This is a genomic window from Streptomyces sp. NPDC031111, assembly GCF_055570675.1.
This window is the reverse complement of record NZ_JBVIGS010000007.1, coordinates 313490-329135: the sequence shown is the minus strand read 5'-3', so window position 1 is coordinate 329135 and position 15646 is coordinate 313490. Positions and strand designations below refer to the sequence as shown.

Below are 15646 nucleotides of genomic sequence, written 5' to 3'. Positions count from 1 at the left end.
GGGAGATGCATACGCGATGTATGCGCCGCCAAGCTCAGGCTGTCAGCAGGGGGTTGTCAGGCGGAGGCCTGACGGGCCCGGTTGCGGGCGGCGCGGCGCTTCATCGCGCGACGCTCGTCCTCGCTGAGACCACCCCAGACGCCGGAGTCCTGACCGGACTCGAGCGCCCACTGAAGGCAGTTCTCGATCACCGGGCAGCGACGGCAGACGGCCTTGGCTTCCTCGATCTGCAGCAGCGCGGGACCGGTGTTGCCGATGGGGAAGAAGAGCTCGGGGTCTTCCTCGCGGCAAACGGCGTTGTGACGCCAGTCCATGGCTGCTACCTCTCCTTGGTATTACTGCAGGGTGCTTGTGAATGTGAACGCTTTCACGAATCCCTCAACAAGGGAAGGGCCGACCGCCAGGTTCCCTGGCGTGGTCCTTGGATTTGGTGAGGGGTTCCGGTGATCTGTGGAGGCCGGTGTTGCGGGCCGTCCCGATCGCCAAGAAGAGACTCGCAAACCTCGGCGACGGATACAACCCCTTCCGGAAAGTTTTTTTTGATTCTTCGGTGTCGACTAGGTCACAGCCGTACTTCCATGGGGTGGATGCTGGCCTAAACGTTCGACTGAAAGGACTTTGGCCCTTTCTGCTCACACAATCACACGCAGTGCACGGCGTACGCCTGTGAACGTCACGCTGGTTCGCAGCCCCAGGTGGTCACCGTCCATCTGGAGGGGCAGCGGCGCCTTCGAATGCAAGGTGAAGCGCGTCAGATCGTGCCGGGAGACCGCATGCCTGCCACGGGGTCCGCGCTCCGGGGACGAAGTGAGCAACTGGGTGCCATACCGGGCAACAGCGGCGGTGGACAGCCGGCTCAGACCGAAGAGATCGAGGCCCGTGTCGAACGACGCCCGGGGCGAGGCGTAGATGGGGCGATTGCCGAGGAACGTCCACGGCGAGGTGTTCGAGACTATGGAGACCGCCAGATCCGTGACCGGCTCCTCGCCCGGGTGCTCCATGGTGATCACCCCGCGCCGCCGGTGCGGCTCGCCGAGCAGCTGACGGACCACCTGGCGCATGTACAGCGCGTGGGTGGACTTCCTGCCGCGCTCCCGCTGCTGCTCCACCCGGCCGACCACGCCGGCGTCGAAGCCCAGCCCCGCGTTGAAGGTGAACCAGCGGGCCGGCACCGCCTCGTCCTCCGTGCCCGGAGTGCCGGAGGTCAGCCCCAGGCCGACGGTGCGCTCCCGGCCCTCGCGCAGCGCGTCCAGCAGGACGCCGGTGGCCTCCACGGGCTGGTTGGGCAGGCCCAGGGCGCGGGCGAAGACGTTGGTGGAGCCGCCGGGGACCACGGCCAGGCCCGGCAGGTGCTCCGGGTCGGGGCCCGCGTGCAGCAGACCGTTGACGACCTCGTTGACCGTGCCGTCCCCGCCGAGGGCCACCACCAGGTCGATGTCGTCGCTCTCCGCGGCGTGCCGGCCCAGGTCGCGTCCGTGTCCGCGGTACTCGGTGGTGACCGCGTCCAGCTTCATCTCGCTGGCGAGCGCGTGGATCAGTACATCGCGCGTACGCGCACTGGTGGTGGTTGCCGCCGGGTTGACCACGAGAAGTGCACGCATGACGTGCAGCGTACCTACTGAGCGGTACCGGGCCCAGACCGAGTCCGGGGCGGAGGGGGAGGCGGGGGCGTGAACCTCGCCACGGGGGCGCGTGGGGCGAGGGCTACCCTTCAGGGGTGAGCAGCGAGCAGACCCCCACCACCACCTCGGACGACTCCGGCCCCCGCCCGCGCCGGCTGACGTACGCGGCGGCCCTCGCCGCCCTGGAAGGGCTCGCCCTGGTCGTCGGCGGGGTGTGGCTGCTGGTCCTCGGACTCGCGGGCGAACCGGACGACCGCGGGCAGGCCGTCACCGGCGGAGTGACGCTGATCGCGCTCGCGCTGCTGCCACTGCTCGCCGCGCGGGGTCTGTTCGCACGGCGGAGCTGGAGCCGCGGCCCCGCCGTCATCACACAGCTCATGGCGCTGCCGGTGGCCTACAACATGCTGCGCTCCGACGGTGTGGCCATCCCGGCCGGCATCGTCCTCGCCGTCGTGGCCGTCACCGCGCTCGTCCTGCTGATCAACCCCGAGACGACCCGGGCCCTCGGCATCCGGGGACCCGGGAACGCCGGGGAGTAGCGCCGGGTCACTCCTCCACGAGCAGCTTCTCCCGCAGCTGGGCCAGCGTGCGGGCCAGCAGCCGGGAGACGTGCATCTGCGAGATGCCGACCTCCTGCGCGATCTGCGACTGGGTCATGTTGCCGAAGAAGCGCAGCAGCAGGATCCGCTTCTCGCGCGGCGGCAGGTCCTCGAGGAGCGGCTTGAGCGACTCCCGGTACTCCACGCCCTCCAACGCCTCGTCCTCGGCGCCGAGGGTGTCGGCGACCGCCGGGGACTCGTCGTCGGTGTCGGGGACGTCCAGGGACAGCGTGGAGTACGCGTTCGCGGACTCCAGACCCTCCAGGACCTCCTCCTCCGAGATGGCCAGCTTCTCGGCCAGCTCGTGCACCGTGGGGGAGCGGCCGTGCAGCTGGGAGAGCTCCGCCGTGGCCGTGGTGAGGGCCAGCCGCAGTTCCTGGAGCCGGCGCGGTACGCGCACCGCCCAGCCCTTGTCGCGGAAGTGCCGCTTGATCTCGCCGACGACCGTCGGCGTGGCGTACGTCGAGAACTCCACGCCCCGGTCCGGGTCGAAGCGGTCGACCGACTTGATCAGCCCGATGGTGGCGACCTGGGTGAGGTCGTCCAGCGGCTCACCGCGGTTGCGGAAGCGGCGCGCGAGATGCTCGACGAGCGGCAGATGCATGCGCACCAGGCGGTTGCGCAGCTCCGCGTACTCGGGGGTGCCGTCCTTCAGCGTGCGCAGTTCGAGGAACAGGGCGCGCGCTCCGCTGCGGTCCAGCGGGTCGTGGTGCGGGTGCGTGCCCTGCGTGCCCGGCGCACTCGGAGTGCTCCGCGCGCCCCGGGCGGCGGGCGCCCGCGGCGCCTCGTCCTCGGCGTGTCGCTCGTGCTCGCTCATCGTCCCGCCCGTCGCCCTTCCCCGAGCGCTCGCCTCGTCCCCCGTCGCCGGCCTCGCCTGCACGGGGGCGCCCCCGTGGCCGGGAGCGACCCCGGCCGGCCCGGCCGGATGTGTGCCGCGCACGGCACCGCCGGACTGCCCTCCGCCCGGCGGGACGGCCTCCGTGGAGTCGCCCTCCGGATGCGGCCGGGCCTGCTCGGGGATGCCGTCGATGCCGTCCGGCATGCGCTCGGCCGGCAGCTCCCGTGTGCCGCGTTCTTCGTCCCGCACCGGCCCGTCCTCGCTCCTCACGCCGGCCCGGGTCCCGCGCCGCGCTGTTTGTAGAGGCTGATCGACACGGTCTTGTCCTCGTCGACGGCGGAGGAGACCTTGCCCGCGAGCGCGGACAGGACGGTCCAGGCGAAGGTGTCCCGCGAAGGGGCGTGACCGTCCGTGGTCGGCGCCGAGACGGTGACCTCGAGCGAGTCGTCGACGAGTCGGAACACACAGCTGAGCACCGACCCCGGCACGGCCTGCTGGAGCAGGATCGCGCAGGCCTCGTCGACCGCGATGCGCAGGTCCTCGATCTCGTCGAGGGTGAAGTCCAAACGGGCCGCGAGGCCGGCCGTGGCCGTACGCAGCACCGACAGGTAGGCCCCCGCGGCCGGCAGCCGGACTTCCACGAAGTCCTGGGTCGCGGGCTCGCCTGCGATCTGGGACACCCTCACCTCCAAGGTGGTACAAGCGTTTCAGGGCCGGGTTCGCCCCCGGGTAACGCGCTACGTGGTTCAGCGGTGACGCTATCGCGCTCTCGGCGGTCCTGTCCCCGGGACCCCGGCCCGCATACTGTCACTCATGGTAAAACTATGAATACGCTCCGTGGCTAGGGGTCTGCGGCTCCCAAATGGGAAGAGCGCGCGCCGCATTGACGTACCCAGACGTCGGACGGTCGAACCGTCCGGCACCGGGGTCGCTCCGGGTCACACGAGTACGTGATCGACGAAGCACCAGCGCCAGTCCTCGCCGGGCTCATGGGTCCGCATCACGGGGTGGCCGGTCTCCCTGTGGTGCTCCGTCGCGTGCCGCTTCGGCGAGGAGTCGCAGCACCCGACGTGACCGCAGGTGAGGCAGAGGCGCAGCTGCACCGGATCGGTGCCGTCCCGCAGGCACTCCGGACACGTCTCACCGAGCGGGACGGGTTCCGGGTGCGGCAGCGCGTCGGCGTGCGTGCACTGTTTCATGATTGCCAGGTTACGACGCCCGCGCGGAAGGCCGCGTGGAAAAACGAGGGTGGGCAGGACATGGACGTGATGCCGCTGCTGTTGCTGGTGGCGGGCAGTGCCGCGATCGCCGCGGCGGGCCGGCGCACGCCGGTGCCTCCCCCGCTGCTGCTGGTCGCGGCCGGCCTGGCGGTCAGCTATGTCCCCGGCGTGCCCGAGTACACGCTCGACCCGCATGTCGTCCTGCCGCTGATCCTGCCGCCGCTGCTGCACACGGCGGCCACCGACAGCTCCTACCTCGATCTGCGGGCGCAGCTGCGGCCCGTGGCGCTGCTGTCGGTGGGGTACGTGCTGTTCGCGACCTTCGCCGTCGGCTGGGTGCTGTACCTGATGGTGCCGGGCCTGCCGCTGACCGCGGCGCTGGTGTTCGGCGCCGTGGTGGCCCCGCCGGACGCGGTCGCGGCGACGGCGGTGGCACGCCGGGTCGGCCTGCCCTCCCGGATCACCACCATCCTCCAGGGCGAGTCCCTGTTCAACGACGCCACCGCGATCACCGCGTTCCGGGTGGCGGTGGCGGCCGCGGTCGGCGAGGGCGCGACCTGGGCCGGGGGAGTCGTGGAGTTCCTGGTCGCCGCGGTCGGCGGGGTGGCGGTCGGCCTGGTGCTCATGGCACCGCTGCACTGGCTGCGCACCCATGTGAAGGAGGCGCTGCTGCAGAACACGCTCTCCCTGCTGATCCCGTTCGTCGCGTACGCCGTCGCCGAGCAGGTGCACGCCTCCGGAGTCATCGCCGTCGTGGTCGTGGCCCTCTTCCTGGGACACCGCGCGTGGGAGGTCGACTTCGCCACCAGGCTCCAGGAGGACGCGGTGTGGAAGATGGTCGCGTTCGTCCTCGAGTCCGCGGTGTTCGCCCTGATCGGACTGCAACTGCCCGTCGTCCTCCAGGGGCTCGGCGAGTACGAGGGCATCGACGCCGCCTGGTACGCGCTCGCCGTGTTCGCGGTGGTCGTCGTCATGCGGTTCGTCTGGGTGTACCCGGCGACCTGGCTGCCGCCGCTGCTGTCGGCGAAGCTCCGGGAACGCGAGGGGAGACCCGGCTGGAAGGCGCCGTTCGTCATCGCGTGGGCCGGGATGCGGGGCGTGGTCTCGCTGGCCATCGCGTTCTCGATCCCGGTCACCGCCGAGGGTGAGGACTTCCCGCAGCGCAACCTGCTGCTCTTCCTGACCTTCACCACCGTCATCGGCACCCTGGTGGTGCAGGGCCTGACGCTGCCCCCGCTGATCCGGGTGCTGAAGCTCCCCGGGCGCGACGAGCAGGCCGAGACGCTGGCCGAGGCCAACGCCCAGGCGCAGGCCTCCCGGATCGCCGAGCAGCGCCTGGACGAACTCCTGTCGGACGAGCGCAACGCCCTGCCCGCACCCCTCGCCGACCGGCTCCGGGCCGTCCTGGAGCGCCGCCGCAACGCCGTCTGGGAGCGGCTCGGGCAGGTCAACCCGGTCACGGGGGAGTCGGTGGACGACACCTACCGGCGGCTGTCGCGGGAGATGATCGGCGCGGAGCGCGAGGTGTTCGTCCGGCTGCGCGACGGCCGCTACATCGACGACGAGATGCTGCGCACGCTGCTGCGCCGACTGGACCTGGAGGAAGCGGCGGCGTACCGGGAGACGACCTAGGGGATGCCGGTCACGGGAAGGGGCGGCCGGTGATCACCGCGGCGACCGTGCTTCCGCGCGGGAACGCGTTCTCCTCCGCCAGGGCGACAAGGGCGTAGAGCAACTTGGCGACATAGAGACGTTCGACGGGGACGCCGTGCCGGTGTTCGAAGTCCTCGGCGAACGCGTCGAGTTCCGGTGTGACACGGGCGTAGCCGCCGAAGTGGAAGCGGTCGTCGAGGCTCCAGTCGCCGCGCGGGCCGCCGAAGGCGCCGGTCTGCAGGGTCCGTATCTCGTCGGCGAGGAAGCCGCCCCGGACCACCGGAACGCCCAGCGCGCGCATCCCGTCGCCGAGCCCGGCGGCCAGTCCGGCGAGGGTGCCGCCGGTGCCGCAGGCCACCGCGGCCACGTCGGCCCGGCCGGCCAGCTCCTCCCCGAGCGCCCGGCAGCCGCGCACCGCGGCGGGGTTGCTGCCTCCCTCGGGCACGACGTACGCGTCCTCGGCGTCCGCCGCGCGGAGCACCGCCGCCAGCGTCGGCGGCTCGGTCTTGCGGCGGTACGTCGACCGGTCGACGAAGTGCAGCCGCATACCGTCGGCGGCGCACCGGGCCAGCGAGGGGTTGAGCGGGCGGCCGGCGAGTTCCTGCCCGCGCACCACACCGACCGTGCGCAGGCCGAGCAGCCGGCCGGCGGCGGCCGTGGCCCGCAGATGGTTGGAGTACGCGCCGCCGAAGGTGAGCACGGTCCGCCCGGCCGCCTCGGAGAGGTTCGGCGCGAGCTTGCGCCACTTGTTGCCGACCAGCTCGGGGTGGATCAGGTCGTCCCGCTTCAGCAGGAGCCGCACGCCCCGCCGCTCGAACCGCTCGTCCACGACCTCCCGCAGCGGCGAGGGCAGCCGCGGGCGCAGGCCCGCGAGCGCGCGGGGGGCGGGGGTGTCGGAGCCGGTCACGGGGTCATTGTCGCCCGAGCCGGCTCGGTCACGTGTTCGGGGGCGGTGTCGTTCCCGCGGGCGCGGCCGCGGACCGTCTCGATCAGGGACGGGCCGCCCCGCAGGCACCACAGGGCGATCACCGGATCGCAGATCGCGCAGCCCAGGGACGAGGTGTGGGCGAACGGGATGATGGGGTTGCCCTTGATGTGGTGGACGATGTCCCACGCGGTGTGCAGCAGCCAGCCGATGCCGATGAACGTCCACGACTCCAGGCCGCGGAACGCGACATAGGTGACCAGCGCCGTGAAGGCGAACTCCCAGCCGCCCAGCCCGCCGCCGCTGAGGTAGGCGGCGCCCGCACCGGCGACCATGAGGGCGTTGAGGCGTCGCCGGTGCGGTTCACGGACGAGGGACATCAGCAGGGCGTAGAGGACGCCGATGCCGATCGGGGCGATGTACTGGGCGACGTACTGCATGGTGAGGCCTTTTCCTGGGACATCAGGGACGGTTCACCACGCTAGGAGCGGGCTCCCCCGGGTCCCAGGGGAGCGAGTGACAGCTTCCAACGGGTTGTCGCCAGCCGGCCGGTCACCGGCCGGGGTGTCGCCGGGTCACGCCAGCCGGTCGCGGATCCGCTCCCTCATCGAGGTCATCGTGAACCCGCGCGGATCCACCTTCCCCGGCTGCCACTCCTTGTGCCCGATCACCGACCGCTCGTTCCAGCCGTGGTGGCGGCAGACGGCCGCCGCGGCCTTCTCGATGGCCTCGAGCTGGGCCGCCGGCCAGGGATCCTCGCCGTCGCCCAGGTTCTCGCACTCGAAGCCGTAGAAGTGCCGGTTGCCGTCCGTGTTCAGCTCGTTGTCCGCGGGCAGCCGGGTCTCCGCGATCACCGCACGGAGCACGTCGTCGTCGCCGAGCCCCGCGTGATTGGCGCGGCCGTAGCCGACCAGGTGGACCCGGCCGTCCTTGGTGATCACGCCATGGCACAGGGGTCCGGGCAGATCCGCGTAGCCCTTGCGGCAGATGTCGACCGTGCGGGCGCTGCCCTTGGTCACGGTGTGGTGGATCATCACGCCGTGGACCGGGCCCCACGGGCCCTTGTGGTTGCGGTTGTGGTCGCGCCAGTCGCCGACCTCGACGACCGTGAGACCCTCCGCCTTCAGAGCGCGCAGGAACGCGCTCGCGGACATGGGTGGGGCCATGACCGCCCTCCTTACGTGCCGGCCGGCGGCCGCCTGTCGCGCCCGCCTGGTACAGGGCCTATACCTGAAAGGCGCGGGTTCAACTACTCGTTCGGGTCCTGTGCGAGCCGATCCGGACAAGTTCCGTCCGCTACGGCCCATCGAACGGGCGCCCCAACTGTGCCCAACTCTCCCAAGATCCAACCCCGCTCGATCGTGTAATGGCGCGAGCACGTTGCGTGAGGAACGCTTGATCACGCAGCGCGACGCACGGCCCGGCCGGGCGTCGATCATCAATCGGGGAGGGCAATTCTCCATGTCGGTAGGCGAAGAGGTCCGCACGGAGCAGGCCAGGCAGCAGCAGAGCCTCGGTACGGCGGCGGCGCGGAACCTGGCCACCACGACCAAGTCCGTGCCGCAGATGCAGGAGATCAGCTCGCGGTGGCTGCTGCGCATGCTGCCCTGGGTGGATGTGCAGGGCGGTACGTACCGGGTCAACCGGCGGCTGACGTACGCCGTGGGCGATGGCCGGATGACGTTCGTGAAAACCGGCGACCGCGTCGAGATCATCCCGGCGGAGCTGGGCGAGTTGCCGATGCTGAGGTCGTACGAGGACGAGGAGGTGCTGACCGAACTCGCCTCGCGCTGCCGGCAGCGGGAGATCGGCGCCGGCCAGGTGATCGCGTCCTTCGGCAGCCCGGCCGACGAGGTGTACCTGCTGGCGCACGGCCGGGTGGAGCGGGTCGGCACCGGCCCCTACGGCGAGGACGAGTCCCTCGGAGTGCTGGCCGACGGCGCCTACTTCGGCGAGCAGGCACTGGTGGGCGAGGACGCCATCTGGGAGTACACCGCCCGCACCCTGACCGCCTGCACCGTGCTGGTCCTGCCGCGCGAGGCCGTCCAGCAGGTCGCCGAGCGGTCCGAGACCCTGCGCGAGCACCTTCGCCGGGAGCTCACGGTCCCCGGGCAGCGGACCAACAAGTACGGCGAGAAGGAGATCGACCTCGCCGCCGGCCACAGCGGTGAGCCCGACATCCCCCACACCTTCGTCGACTACGAGGCCAGGCCGCGGGAGTACGAACTCAGCGTCGCCCAGACCGTGCTGCGCATCCACACCCGCGTGGCCGACCTCTACAACCAGCCCATGAACCAGACGGAGCAGCAGATCCGGCTGACCGTCGAGGCGCTGAAGGAGCGCCAGGAGCACGAACTCGTCAACAACCGCGAATTCGGTCTGCTCCACAACTGCGAGTACGACCAGCGGATCCAGCCGCACGACGGCGTGCCCGGCCCCGACGACATGGACGAACTGCTCAGCAGGCGGCGCGGGACCAGGCTGCTGCTCGCCCACCCGCGCGCCATCGCCGCGTTCGGCCGTGAGCTCAACAAGCGGGGGCTCGTCCCGGAGACCATCGACATGGGCGGCAACCGCATCCCCACCTGGCGCGGTGTGCCCATCTTCCCGTGCAACAAGATCCCGGTGACGGAGGCCCGTACGACCTCCATCATCGCCCTGCGTACCGGAGAGGAGGACCAGGGCGTGATCGGACTGCGGGCCGCCGGCATCCCCGACGAGATCGAGCCGAGTCTGTCCGTGCGGTTCATGGGCATCAACGAACAAGCCATCATCAAATACCTGGTCACGGCCTACTACTCGGCAGCGGTCCTGGTACCGGACGCGCTCGGCGTCCTGGAGAACGTCGAGATCGGCCGTTGGCGATGACCTTCCGCCGCCTCCCGCACCGCACGCCGTGTCCCCGCCCGTCCGGGCGGGTACACCTCGGAGGTACGCGCTCGACGGGTGCGGAAACGCCATCCTTCCGCTCCACCACCGAGTCGGTTCCAGGGGGAAGTCGATGACGGAGTCCGTGACCGGGCTTACGACGGAGGGCACGACCGAGAGTCCCGCGGTGCCGCGGCAGCGGCCCGGCGACGGGCACGAGGCGATGATGTTGCTGGAGAGGGCGCGGGCCACGGTCGACCCGGTGCTGCGGGCCGCCATCGACTCGCTGCCCGGCTCGATGCGCCGGATCGCGCTGTACCACTTCGGCTGGCAGGAGGCGGACGGCACACCGGCCGGGGGTGGTTCGGGCAAGGCGATCCGCCCCGCCCTGGTGCTCGCTGCGGCGTCCGCCCTGGGCGGCCCGGTGGCCCGGGCGGCCGCAGTACGGGCGGCGGCCGCCGTGGAACTGATCCACAACTTCACGTTGCTGCACGACGACGTGATGGACCGGGACACCACCCGCCGCCACCGGCCCACCGCCTGGACGGTGTTCGGGGACGCCGACGCGATCCTCGCCGGTGACGCCCTTCAGGCGCTCGCCCTGCGACTGCTCGCCGAGGACCCCCATCCGGCGTCCACCACCGCGGCGGCCCGGCTCGCGGACTGCGTCGTCGAGCTGTGCGCGGGGCAGCATGCCGACACGGCCATGGAGCGACGGGGTCCCGACGAGGTCACCCTCGACGAGACGGTCGCCATGGCCGAGTCCAAGACCGGCGCGCTCCTCGGCTGCGCCTGCGCGACCGGGGCGCTGTACGCGGAGGCCGGGGAGGCGGACGTGGCGGCACTGGACGCGTTCGGCCGGGAGGCGGGTCTGGCCTTCCAGCTCATCGACGACGTGATCGGCATATGGGGCGATCCGCGCCGCACCGGCAAGCCGGCCGGCGCGGACCTGGCCGCCCGCAAGAAGTCGCTGCCGGTGGTCGCCGCGCTCACCTCCGGCACCCCGGCGGCCGCGGAACTCGCCGCCGTGTACGCGGCCCCGCACCGGAAGGAGGAGGACCTGGAGCAGATCGCCCTGGCGGTGGAACGGGCGGGCGGCCGGGACTGGGCGCAGACCCAGGCGGCCGACCGGATGGCCCGGGCGATGCAGGAAGTGGCCCGCGCGGTGCCCGACCCGGAGGCGGCGGGCGGGCTGCTGGCCCTGGCCGAGTTCGTGACACGGCGCAGCACCTGACGGTTCGCCGGCCGTCGATCCGGCCCCGGAGCCACCGGGTGCCGTGCGGCTCCTGACTCCGCACGGCACCGTGGCCCCGGCCCGGCGGGTCCCGCACTTCCCCACGATGTGCGGGGCCCGCCCTCCCCGCGCCCGTCCCCCACTAGGCTCAACGTCCGTACGGACAGCGACGGTTGAGACGAAGGGGCGGACATGGGTGTGGCGATCCGGACGGCTGGGGACGGAGACCGGGAGGCGATCGTCCGGCTCCTGGACGAGGCGTTCCAGGACGACCCGGTCAGTGGCTGGGTGTTCCCCGGCGACGAGTACCGCCGTACGACGCACCACAGGCTCATGGCCGCCTTCACCGACGTCGTGCTCGCCGAGGGGCGCGTCGACATCACCGAGGACGGCTCGGCGTGCGCGCTGTGGATGTCCGTACCGGCGGACGACCCCGGGCACGGCGACGAGCGCCCGGACGACGACGGTTTCGCGCGGATGCGCGAGGCAGTCGACCCGGAGAACGAGCGCGTGGAGCTGATCGGCCGGCTCACCGCGGGCATCCACCCCGCGGGGCGGGCCCACGAGTACCTGTGGATGATCGGCGTGGCACCCGGCCGCCAGGGCGAGGGGCTCGGCACCGCGCTGATCGGTTCCGTTCTCGACCGCTGCGACCGGGAAGGCCGGGCGGCGTATCTCGAGGCGAGCAGTGAGCGCAGTGTCCTGCTGTACCGGCGCCTCGGCTTCGAGGCGGCCGGGGAGCCCCTCGCCCTCCCGGACGGCCCGTACATGTGGCCCATGTGGCGCGAACCCCGGACCCCCGGAGCACGGGCCGGCCTGGACGGATGACCCCCGTCCCCGCGCCGCACCGCGCCCCGGGAGAAGCACCTGCGCGCATCCGGGACCCGGAAAGGGACGTTCGGCCCTGGCCGCCGATGGACGCCCGGATTTCACTGGCCTGCGGGTAGCGCCCGCCGACCCCTCCAAGCCGGCCGGCGGGCGTCGGACGACGAGGCGGCGGGGGCGGGATGAGTACGGCGGCGCGGGGCGACGGCAAGATCGGCGGGGGCATCGCGGTGGTCGGGCACGCCGACCTGACCCCGGACACGCTCCGGCTGGTGGAGTCCACGTTGCGGACCCGGCTGGCGCGGCGGCCCGCCGAGGTCGTGGTCACGGTGCGGACCGGCGCGGGTACGCCACTGGCGTCCGGCCGGGCCGCGCGGGCGGCGGGATGCCCGCTGCTCGTGGCGATCCCCACGAGTGCCGGGGTGCCCGTCATGCCGCCCGACCGCGACCGGATGGCCACCGGCGAACTGCTCACCCTCGCCGAGCAGGTGCGCCTGCTGGCCTACGACCCGGGGGACCGCGATTCCTGCATCGGCGCGGACGAGGGGCTCGTCGCCGTCGGCGGCCTTGTGCTGGCCGTCTGGGACGGCTCCCCGTCCAACGGGCGTGACGCCACGGCCCACCTGGTGACCTACGCCCGCGCCCGGGGTGTCCCCGTGGAGATCGTGTGGCCCGCCGGTGCCGCGCGGCAACCGGTGCCCGCGACCGGAACAGCGGGCTGAATCACGAACAGGGACCATCGGTCCCCGCCCGGGACCCTCCCAGGGACCCTTCGACCCATGTGGACCCCTCTCCCCGCCGCCGATCATGGGCGCGCGACACAGCATGGGGAGGAAGACGTCCGGTGGACGAGACACGCATGGAGCACGTGAGGACCGCGGAGGACGAACGGGCACGCCCGGTCCCGCGGGAGGGGGTGGCCGCCCAGGCGCCCGCGGCGCGCCGGGCCGCCTGGGTGGACTGGCTGACGACCACCGACCACAAGAAGATCGGCACGCTGTACCTGGTCAGCGCGTTCGTGTTCTTCATCGTCGGCGGGGTCATGGCCCTGATGATGCGCGCGGAACTCGCCCGCCCGGGCCTCCAGATCATGTCGAACGAGCAGTTCAACCAGGCGTTCACGATGCACGGCTCGATCATGCTGCTGATGTTCGCGATGCCGTTGTTCACGGGCTTCGCCAACTGGATCATGCCGCTTCAGATCGGCGCGCCGGACGTGGCGTTCCCGCGGCTGAACATGCTGGCCTTCTGGCTGTTCCTGTTCGGCTCCTCGATCGCTGCCGCCGGCTTCCTCACCCCGGGCGGAGCCGCCGACTTCGGCTGGTTCCTGTACGCCCCGCTGTCGAACGCGGTCTACTCACCGGGTATCGGCGCCGATCTGTGGATCATGGGCGTGGCCCTGTCGGGCTTCGGCTCGATCCTGGGCGCGGTCAACTTCATCACCACGATCATCTGCATGCGCGCTCCCGGTATGACGATGTTCCGCATGCCGATCTTCACCTGGAACGTCCTGCTCACGGCGCTGCTCGTGCTGATCGTGTTCCCGGTGCTGGCGGCGGCGCTGTTCGCGCTGGAGTGCGACCGGAAGTTCGGCAGCCACATCTTCGACTCGGCCAACGGCGGGGCGCTGCTGTGGCAGCACCTGTTCTGGTTCTTCGGCCACCCCGAGGTGTACATCCTGGCCCTGCCGTTCTTCGGCATCGTCTCCGAGGTGATCCCGGTCTTCTCCCGCAAGCCGATGTTCGGCTACATGGGACTGATCGGCGCTACGATCGCGATCGCCGGCCTCTCGGTGACCGTGTGGGCGCACCACATGTACGTCACGGGCGGTGTGCTGCTGCCGTTCTTCGCCTTCATGACGATGCTGATCGCGGTGCCGACGGGGGTGAAGTTCTTCAACTGGATCGGCACGATGTGGAAGGGCAGTCTCTCCTTCGAGACGCCGATGCTGTGGACGCTGGGCTTCCTGACGACCTTCCTCTTCGGCGGTCTGACCGGTGTCATCCTGGCCTCGCCCCCGCTGGACTTCCACGTCTCCGACACGTACTTCGTCGTCGCCCACTTCCACTACACGGTGTTCGGCACGGTCGTGTACGCGATGTTCGCGGGCTTCCACTTCTGGTGGCCCAAGTTCACCGGCAAGCTGCTGGACGAACGCCTCGGCAGGATCACCTTCTGGACGCTGACGGTGGGCTTCCACCTGACCTTCCTGGTCCAGCACTGGCTGGGCGTGGAGGGCATGCCGCGCCGGTACGCCGACTACCTCGCGGCCGACGGCTTCACCGCCCTCAACACCCTGTCCTCGATCGGGTCGTTCCTGCTCGGCCTGTCGATCCTGCCGTTCTTCTACAACATCTGGAAGACGGCCAAGTACGGCAAGCCGGTCGGCGTCGACGACCCCTGGGGCTACGGCCGCTCCTTGGAGTGGGCGACCTCCTGCCCACCCCCGCGGCACAACTTCCGCACCCTGCCGCGGATCCGCAGCGAGTCCCCGGCGTTCGACCTGCACCACCCCGAGATCGCCGCGCTCGAATCGGCGCGGTGAGCCGTGCCGCAGCCCGTTCTGGCCCTGGGATGCGCGGTGCTGACGGCCGCCGGATCCGTCTGGTACCTGCCGGCCCTCATCGACCTGCGCGCCGGAGCCGACCGGCCACTGTCCCGCCGTACCGCGGCGCTCGCCTGTCTGACCGGCTGGGGCACGCTCGGGGCGCTCGCCCCGGTGCTGCTCGTGGCCACGGCGTGGTGGATGCCGGCGGTCGTGGCGGCCCTGGGCGGAACGGCCGCCGTCGTCCTGTGGGCCGGTGCCGCCGTGCGACGCGTCGGTGAGCAGCGGGAGGCGGCCCGGCAGTGGGCGCGGTTGCCGCCACCGTCCCCGCCGTGATCGCCGGATACCGCGAAATCCGGAACCTCCAACTCCCACTTGTCCCCGATCCCGCCAATTACCTTGCACCACTACAAGCGAAGTACTACAACTGGAGTTGTTCACACGAGGCAGTCCACGGAAAGAGACCGCGTTGCGAAAGCTCACGTACTACATCGCCTGCTCCATCGACGGCTTCATCGGGGACCCGAAGGGCGACGCGTCGGCGATGTTCGCCTACGTCGACGAGGAGTTCTTCGGATTCCTCGCGGCGGAGTACCCCGAGACCATCCCGACCCACGGCCGCAGGCAGATGAACGTCGACGACCTGCCGAACAAGCGGTTCGACACGATCATCCAGGGCCGGGGCAGCTACGACCTGGCCTTGCGGGACGGCATCACCAGCCCCTACGCCCACCTGCGCGAATACGTCGCCTCCCGCACGCTGACGGAGTCGCCCGACCCCAACGTCGACATCATCGCGGACGACCTGGTCGGCCGGGTGCGCGAGCTGAAGGCGGAGGACAGCGAGCTCGACATCTACCTGTGCGGCGGTGCCCAGCTGGCCGGCGAACTGGTCGACGAGATCGACGAGCTGATCATCAAGACGTATCCCATCGTGCAGGGATCCGGCATGCCGATGTTCGCCTCCGGCTTCTCGATCACGCACTTCACCCTGGAGTCGGTGCGCACGTTCGGCAACGGAGTGCTGGTGCGGACGTACAGCAGGAAGCGCTGAACGGGCGCCGGGCCTACCCTTGGGGGCATGGACAGCGAACAACCCGTCTGTCCCGCCTGCGGACAGCCAGTGGAGATGGAGATCCGGCGCCACAAGACGCTGGGCGCGTGGGTACCGGTGTGGGTGCGCGGACCGTGCCGCAACCCGAAGTGCGAGGCGTTCCCCGGCCACGAGGCCGGGAGGGACGACGCCCGGGCCGAGGAAGCCGGCTCCGCGCCGGCGCCGAGGGAGACCGAGGACTCGGGCCGCACGAAGCGCTGACC

The 15646-nt window shown here is 71.2% G+C and carries 18 protein-coding genes; 10 read left to right on the top strand and 8 right to left on the bottom strand.

Annotated elements, in window-relative coordinates:
* Window positions 1-56: 56 nt before the first annotated feature.
* Together ACZ470_RS17460 and ACZ470_RS17455 are read right to left on the bottom strand one after the other, a co-directional pair.
* Window positions 57-314: a WhiB family transcriptional regulator gene (locus ACZ470_RS17460; RefSeq protein WP_037937783.1), complete on the bottom strand. Its 258-nt coding sequence runs from the start codon at window positions 312-314 to the stop codon at window positions 57-59.
* Between the two features lie 318 nt (window positions 315-632).
* The gene (locus tag ACZ470_RS17455; protein WP_468428057.1) at window positions 633-1601 is read right to left on the bottom strand and encodes a diacylglycerol/lipid kinase family protein; all 969 of its coding nucleotides are present in this window, start codon (window positions 1599-1601) and stop codon (window positions 633-635) included.
* A 116-nt stretch (window positions 1602-1717) separates the two neighbouring features.
* Between ACZ470_RS17455 and ACZ470_RS17450 the strand changes: the two genes are divergently transcribed.
* On the top strand, window positions 1718-2161 hold the full coding sequence (locus ACZ470_RS17450; RefSeq protein ID WP_468428055.1) for a hypothetical protein: 444 nt from the start codon (window positions 1718-1720) through the stop codon (window positions 2159-2161).
* Window positions 2162-2168: 7 nt separating this feature from the next.
* Here ACZ470_RS17450 and ACZ470_RS17445 read toward each other — a convergent pair whose 3' ends face one another.
* The 3 genes from ACZ470_RS17445 to ACZ470_RS17435 all read right to left on the bottom strand — a co-directional run bounded on the left by ACZ470_RS17445 (window position 2169) and on the right by ACZ470_RS17435 (window position 4258).
* The gene (locus tag ACZ470_RS17445; protein ID WP_468428053.1) at window positions 2169-3308 is read right to left on the bottom strand and encodes an RNA polymerase sigma factor SigF; all 1140 of its coding nucleotides are present in this window, start codon (window positions 3306-3308) and stop codon (window positions 2169-2171) included.
* Window positions 3309-3325: 17 nt separating this feature from the next.
* Window positions 3326-3739 (bottom strand): ATP-binding protein, encoded by a 414-nt coding sequence (locus tag ACZ470_RS17440; protein ID WP_004925829.1) that lies wholly within the window; start codon window positions 3737-3739, stop codon window positions 3326-3328.
* Window positions 3740-3997: 258 nt separating this feature from the next.
* Window positions 3998-4258, bottom strand: coding sequence for a UBP-type zinc finger domain-containing protein (locus ACZ470_RS17435; RefSeq protein ID WP_468428051.1), 261 nt, complete (start codon window positions 4256-4258; stop codon window positions 3998-4000).
* Between the two features lie 60 nt (window positions 4259-4318).
* On the opposite strand from ACZ470_RS17435, the gene ACZ470_RS17430 reads away from it, so the two are divergent.
* A complete protein-coding gene (locus ACZ470_RS17430; protein WP_468428049.1) occupies window positions 4319-5911 on the top strand; it encodes a Na+/H+ antiporter in 1593 nt (530 codons plus the stop codon).
* Window positions 5912-5921: 10 nt separating this feature from the next.
* On the opposite strand, the gene ACZ470_RS17425 is transcribed toward ACZ470_RS17430, so the two are convergent.
* The 3 genes from ACZ470_RS17425 to ACZ470_RS17415 form a co-directional block, all read right to left on the bottom strand.
* Window positions 5922-6839 carry a 1-aminocyclopropane-1-carboxylate deaminase/D-cysteine desulfhydrase gene (locus ACZ470_RS17425; RefSeq protein ID WP_468428047.1) on the bottom strand — a complete coding sequence of 306 codons (918 nt, stop codon included), beginning with the start codon at window positions 6837-6839 and terminating at the stop codon, window positions 5922-5924.
* The gene (locus ACZ470_RS17420) at window positions 6836-7297 is read right to left on the bottom strand and encodes a DUF6010 family protein (RefSeq protein WP_468428045.1); all 462 of its coding nucleotides are present in this window, start codon (window positions 7295-7297) and stop codon (window positions 6836-6838) included. The genes ACZ470_RS17425 and ACZ470_RS17420 overlap by 4 nt, the downstream gene beginning before the upstream one ends.
* Before the next feature lie 135 nt (window positions 7298-7432).
* Window positions 7433-8023 (bottom strand): N-acetylmuramoyl-L-alanine amidase, encoded by a 591-nt coding sequence (locus ACZ470_RS17415; RefSeq protein ID WP_468428043.1) that lies wholly within the window; start codon window positions 8021-8023, stop codon window positions 7433-7435.
* 295 nt (window positions 8024-8318) lie between these two features.
* On the opposite strand from ACZ470_RS17415, the gene ACZ470_RS17410 reads away from it, so the two are divergent.
* The 8 genes from ACZ470_RS17410 to ACZ470_RS17375 all read left to right on the top strand — a co-directional run bounded on the left by ACZ470_RS17410 (window position 8319) and on the right by ACZ470_RS17375 (window position 15644).
* Window positions 8319-9725 carry a family 2B encapsulin nanocompartment shell protein gene (locus ACZ470_RS17410; RefSeq protein WP_468428042.1) on the top strand — a complete coding sequence of 469 codons (1407 nt, stop codon included), beginning with the start codon at window positions 8319-8321 and terminating at the stop codon, window positions 9723-9725.
* Between the two features lie 133 nt (window positions 9726-9858).
* Window positions 9859-10959, top strand: a complete 1101-nt coding sequence (locus ACZ470_RS17405; protein ID WP_468428040.1) for a family 2 encapsulin nanocompartment cargo protein polyprenyl transferase — start codon at window positions 9859-9861, stop codon at window positions 10957-10959.
* Window positions 10960-11151: 192 nt separating this feature from the next.
* A complete protein-coding gene (locus ACZ470_RS17400) occupies window positions 11152-11787 on the top strand; it encodes a GNAT family N-acetyltransferase (RefSeq protein ID WP_468428038.1) in 636 nt (211 codons plus the stop codon).
* Between the two features lie 179 nt (window positions 11788-11966).
* The gene (locus ACZ470_RS17395) at window positions 11967-12506 is read left to right on the top strand and encodes a hypothetical protein (protein WP_468428036.1); all 540 of its coding nucleotides are present in this window, start codon (window positions 11967-11969) and stop codon (window positions 12504-12506) included.
* 137 nt (window positions 12507-12643) lie between these two features.
* Window positions 12644-14329, top strand: a complete 1686-nt coding sequence (gene ctaD / locus ACZ470_RS17390; protein WP_468428149.1) for an aa3-type cytochrome oxidase subunit I — start codon at window positions 12644-12646, stop codon at window positions 14327-14329.
* A 3-nt stretch (window positions 14330-14332) separates the two neighbouring features.
* Window positions 14333-14665 carry a hypothetical protein gene (locus ACZ470_RS17385; RefSeq protein WP_468428035.1) on the top strand — a complete coding sequence of 111 codons (333 nt, stop codon included), beginning with the start codon at window positions 14333-14335 and terminating at the stop codon, window positions 14663-14665.
* Window positions 14666-14798: 133 nt separating this feature from the next.
* Window positions 14799-15383 (top strand): dihydrofolate reductase family protein, encoded by a 585-nt coding sequence (locus ACZ470_RS17380; protein ID WP_468428033.1) that lies wholly within the window; start codon window positions 14799-14801, stop codon window positions 15381-15383.
* Window positions 15384-15410: 27 nt separating this feature from the next.
* The gene (locus tag ACZ470_RS17375) at window positions 15411-15644 is read left to right on the top strand and encodes a hypothetical protein (RefSeq protein ID WP_468428031.1); all 234 of its coding nucleotides are present in this window, start codon (window positions 15411-15413) and stop codon (window positions 15642-15644) included.
* The last annotated feature ends 2 nt before the right edge of the window (window positions 15645-15646 follow it).

Excerpts from the sequence above, each read along its gene's own strand:
- ACZ470_RS17460 (WP_037937783.1), bottom strand. The coding sequence starts at position 314 with ATGGACTGGCGTCACAACGCCGTTTGCCGCGAGGAAGACCCCGAGCTC.
- ACZ470_RS17435 (WP_468428051.1), bottom strand. The coding sequence starts at position 4,258 with ATGAAACAGTGCACGCACGCCGACGCGCTGCCGCACCCGGAACCCGTC.
- ACZ470_RS17455 (WP_468428057.1), bottom strand. The coding sequence starts at position 1,601 with ATGCGTGCACTTCTCGTGGTCAACCCGGCGGCAACCACCACCAGTGCG.
- ACZ470_RS17415 (WP_468428043.1), bottom strand. The coding sequence starts at position 8,023 with ATGGCCCCACCCATGTCCGCGAGCGCGTTCCTGCGCGCTCTGAAGGCG.
- ACZ470_RS17430 (WP_468428049.1), top strand. The coding sequence starts at position 4,319 with ATGGACGTGATGCCGCTGCTGTTGCTGGTGGCGGGCAGTGCCGCGATC.
- ACZ470_RS17410 (WP_468428042.1), top strand. The coding sequence starts at position 8,319 with ATGTCGGTAGGCGAAGAGGTCCGCACGGAGCAGGCCAGGCAGCAGCAG.
- ACZ470_RS17375 (WP_468428031.1), top strand. The coding sequence starts at position 15,411 with ATGGACAGCGAACAACCCGTCTGTCCCGCCTGCGGACAGCCAGTGGAG.
- ACZ470_RS17400 (WP_468428038.1), top strand. The coding sequence starts at position 11,152 with ATGGGTGTGGCGATCCGGACGGCTGGGGACGGAGACCGGGAGGCGATC.
- ACZ470_RS17395 (WP_468428036.1), top strand. The coding sequence starts at position 11,967 with ATGAGTACGGCGGCGCGGGGCGACGGCAAGATCGGCGGGGGCATCGCG.
- ctaD (WP_468428149.1), top strand. The coding sequence starts at position 12,644 with ATGGAGCACGTGAGGACCGCGGAGGACGAACGGGCACGCCCGGTCCCG.
- ACZ470_RS17420 (WP_468428045.1), bottom strand. The coding sequence starts at position 7,297 with ATGCAGTACGTCGCCCAGTACATCGCCCCGATCGGCATCGGCGTCCTC.
- ACZ470_RS17405 (WP_468428040.1), top strand. The coding sequence starts at position 9,859 with ATGACGGAGTCCGTGACCGGGCTTACGACGGAGGGCACGACCGAGAGT.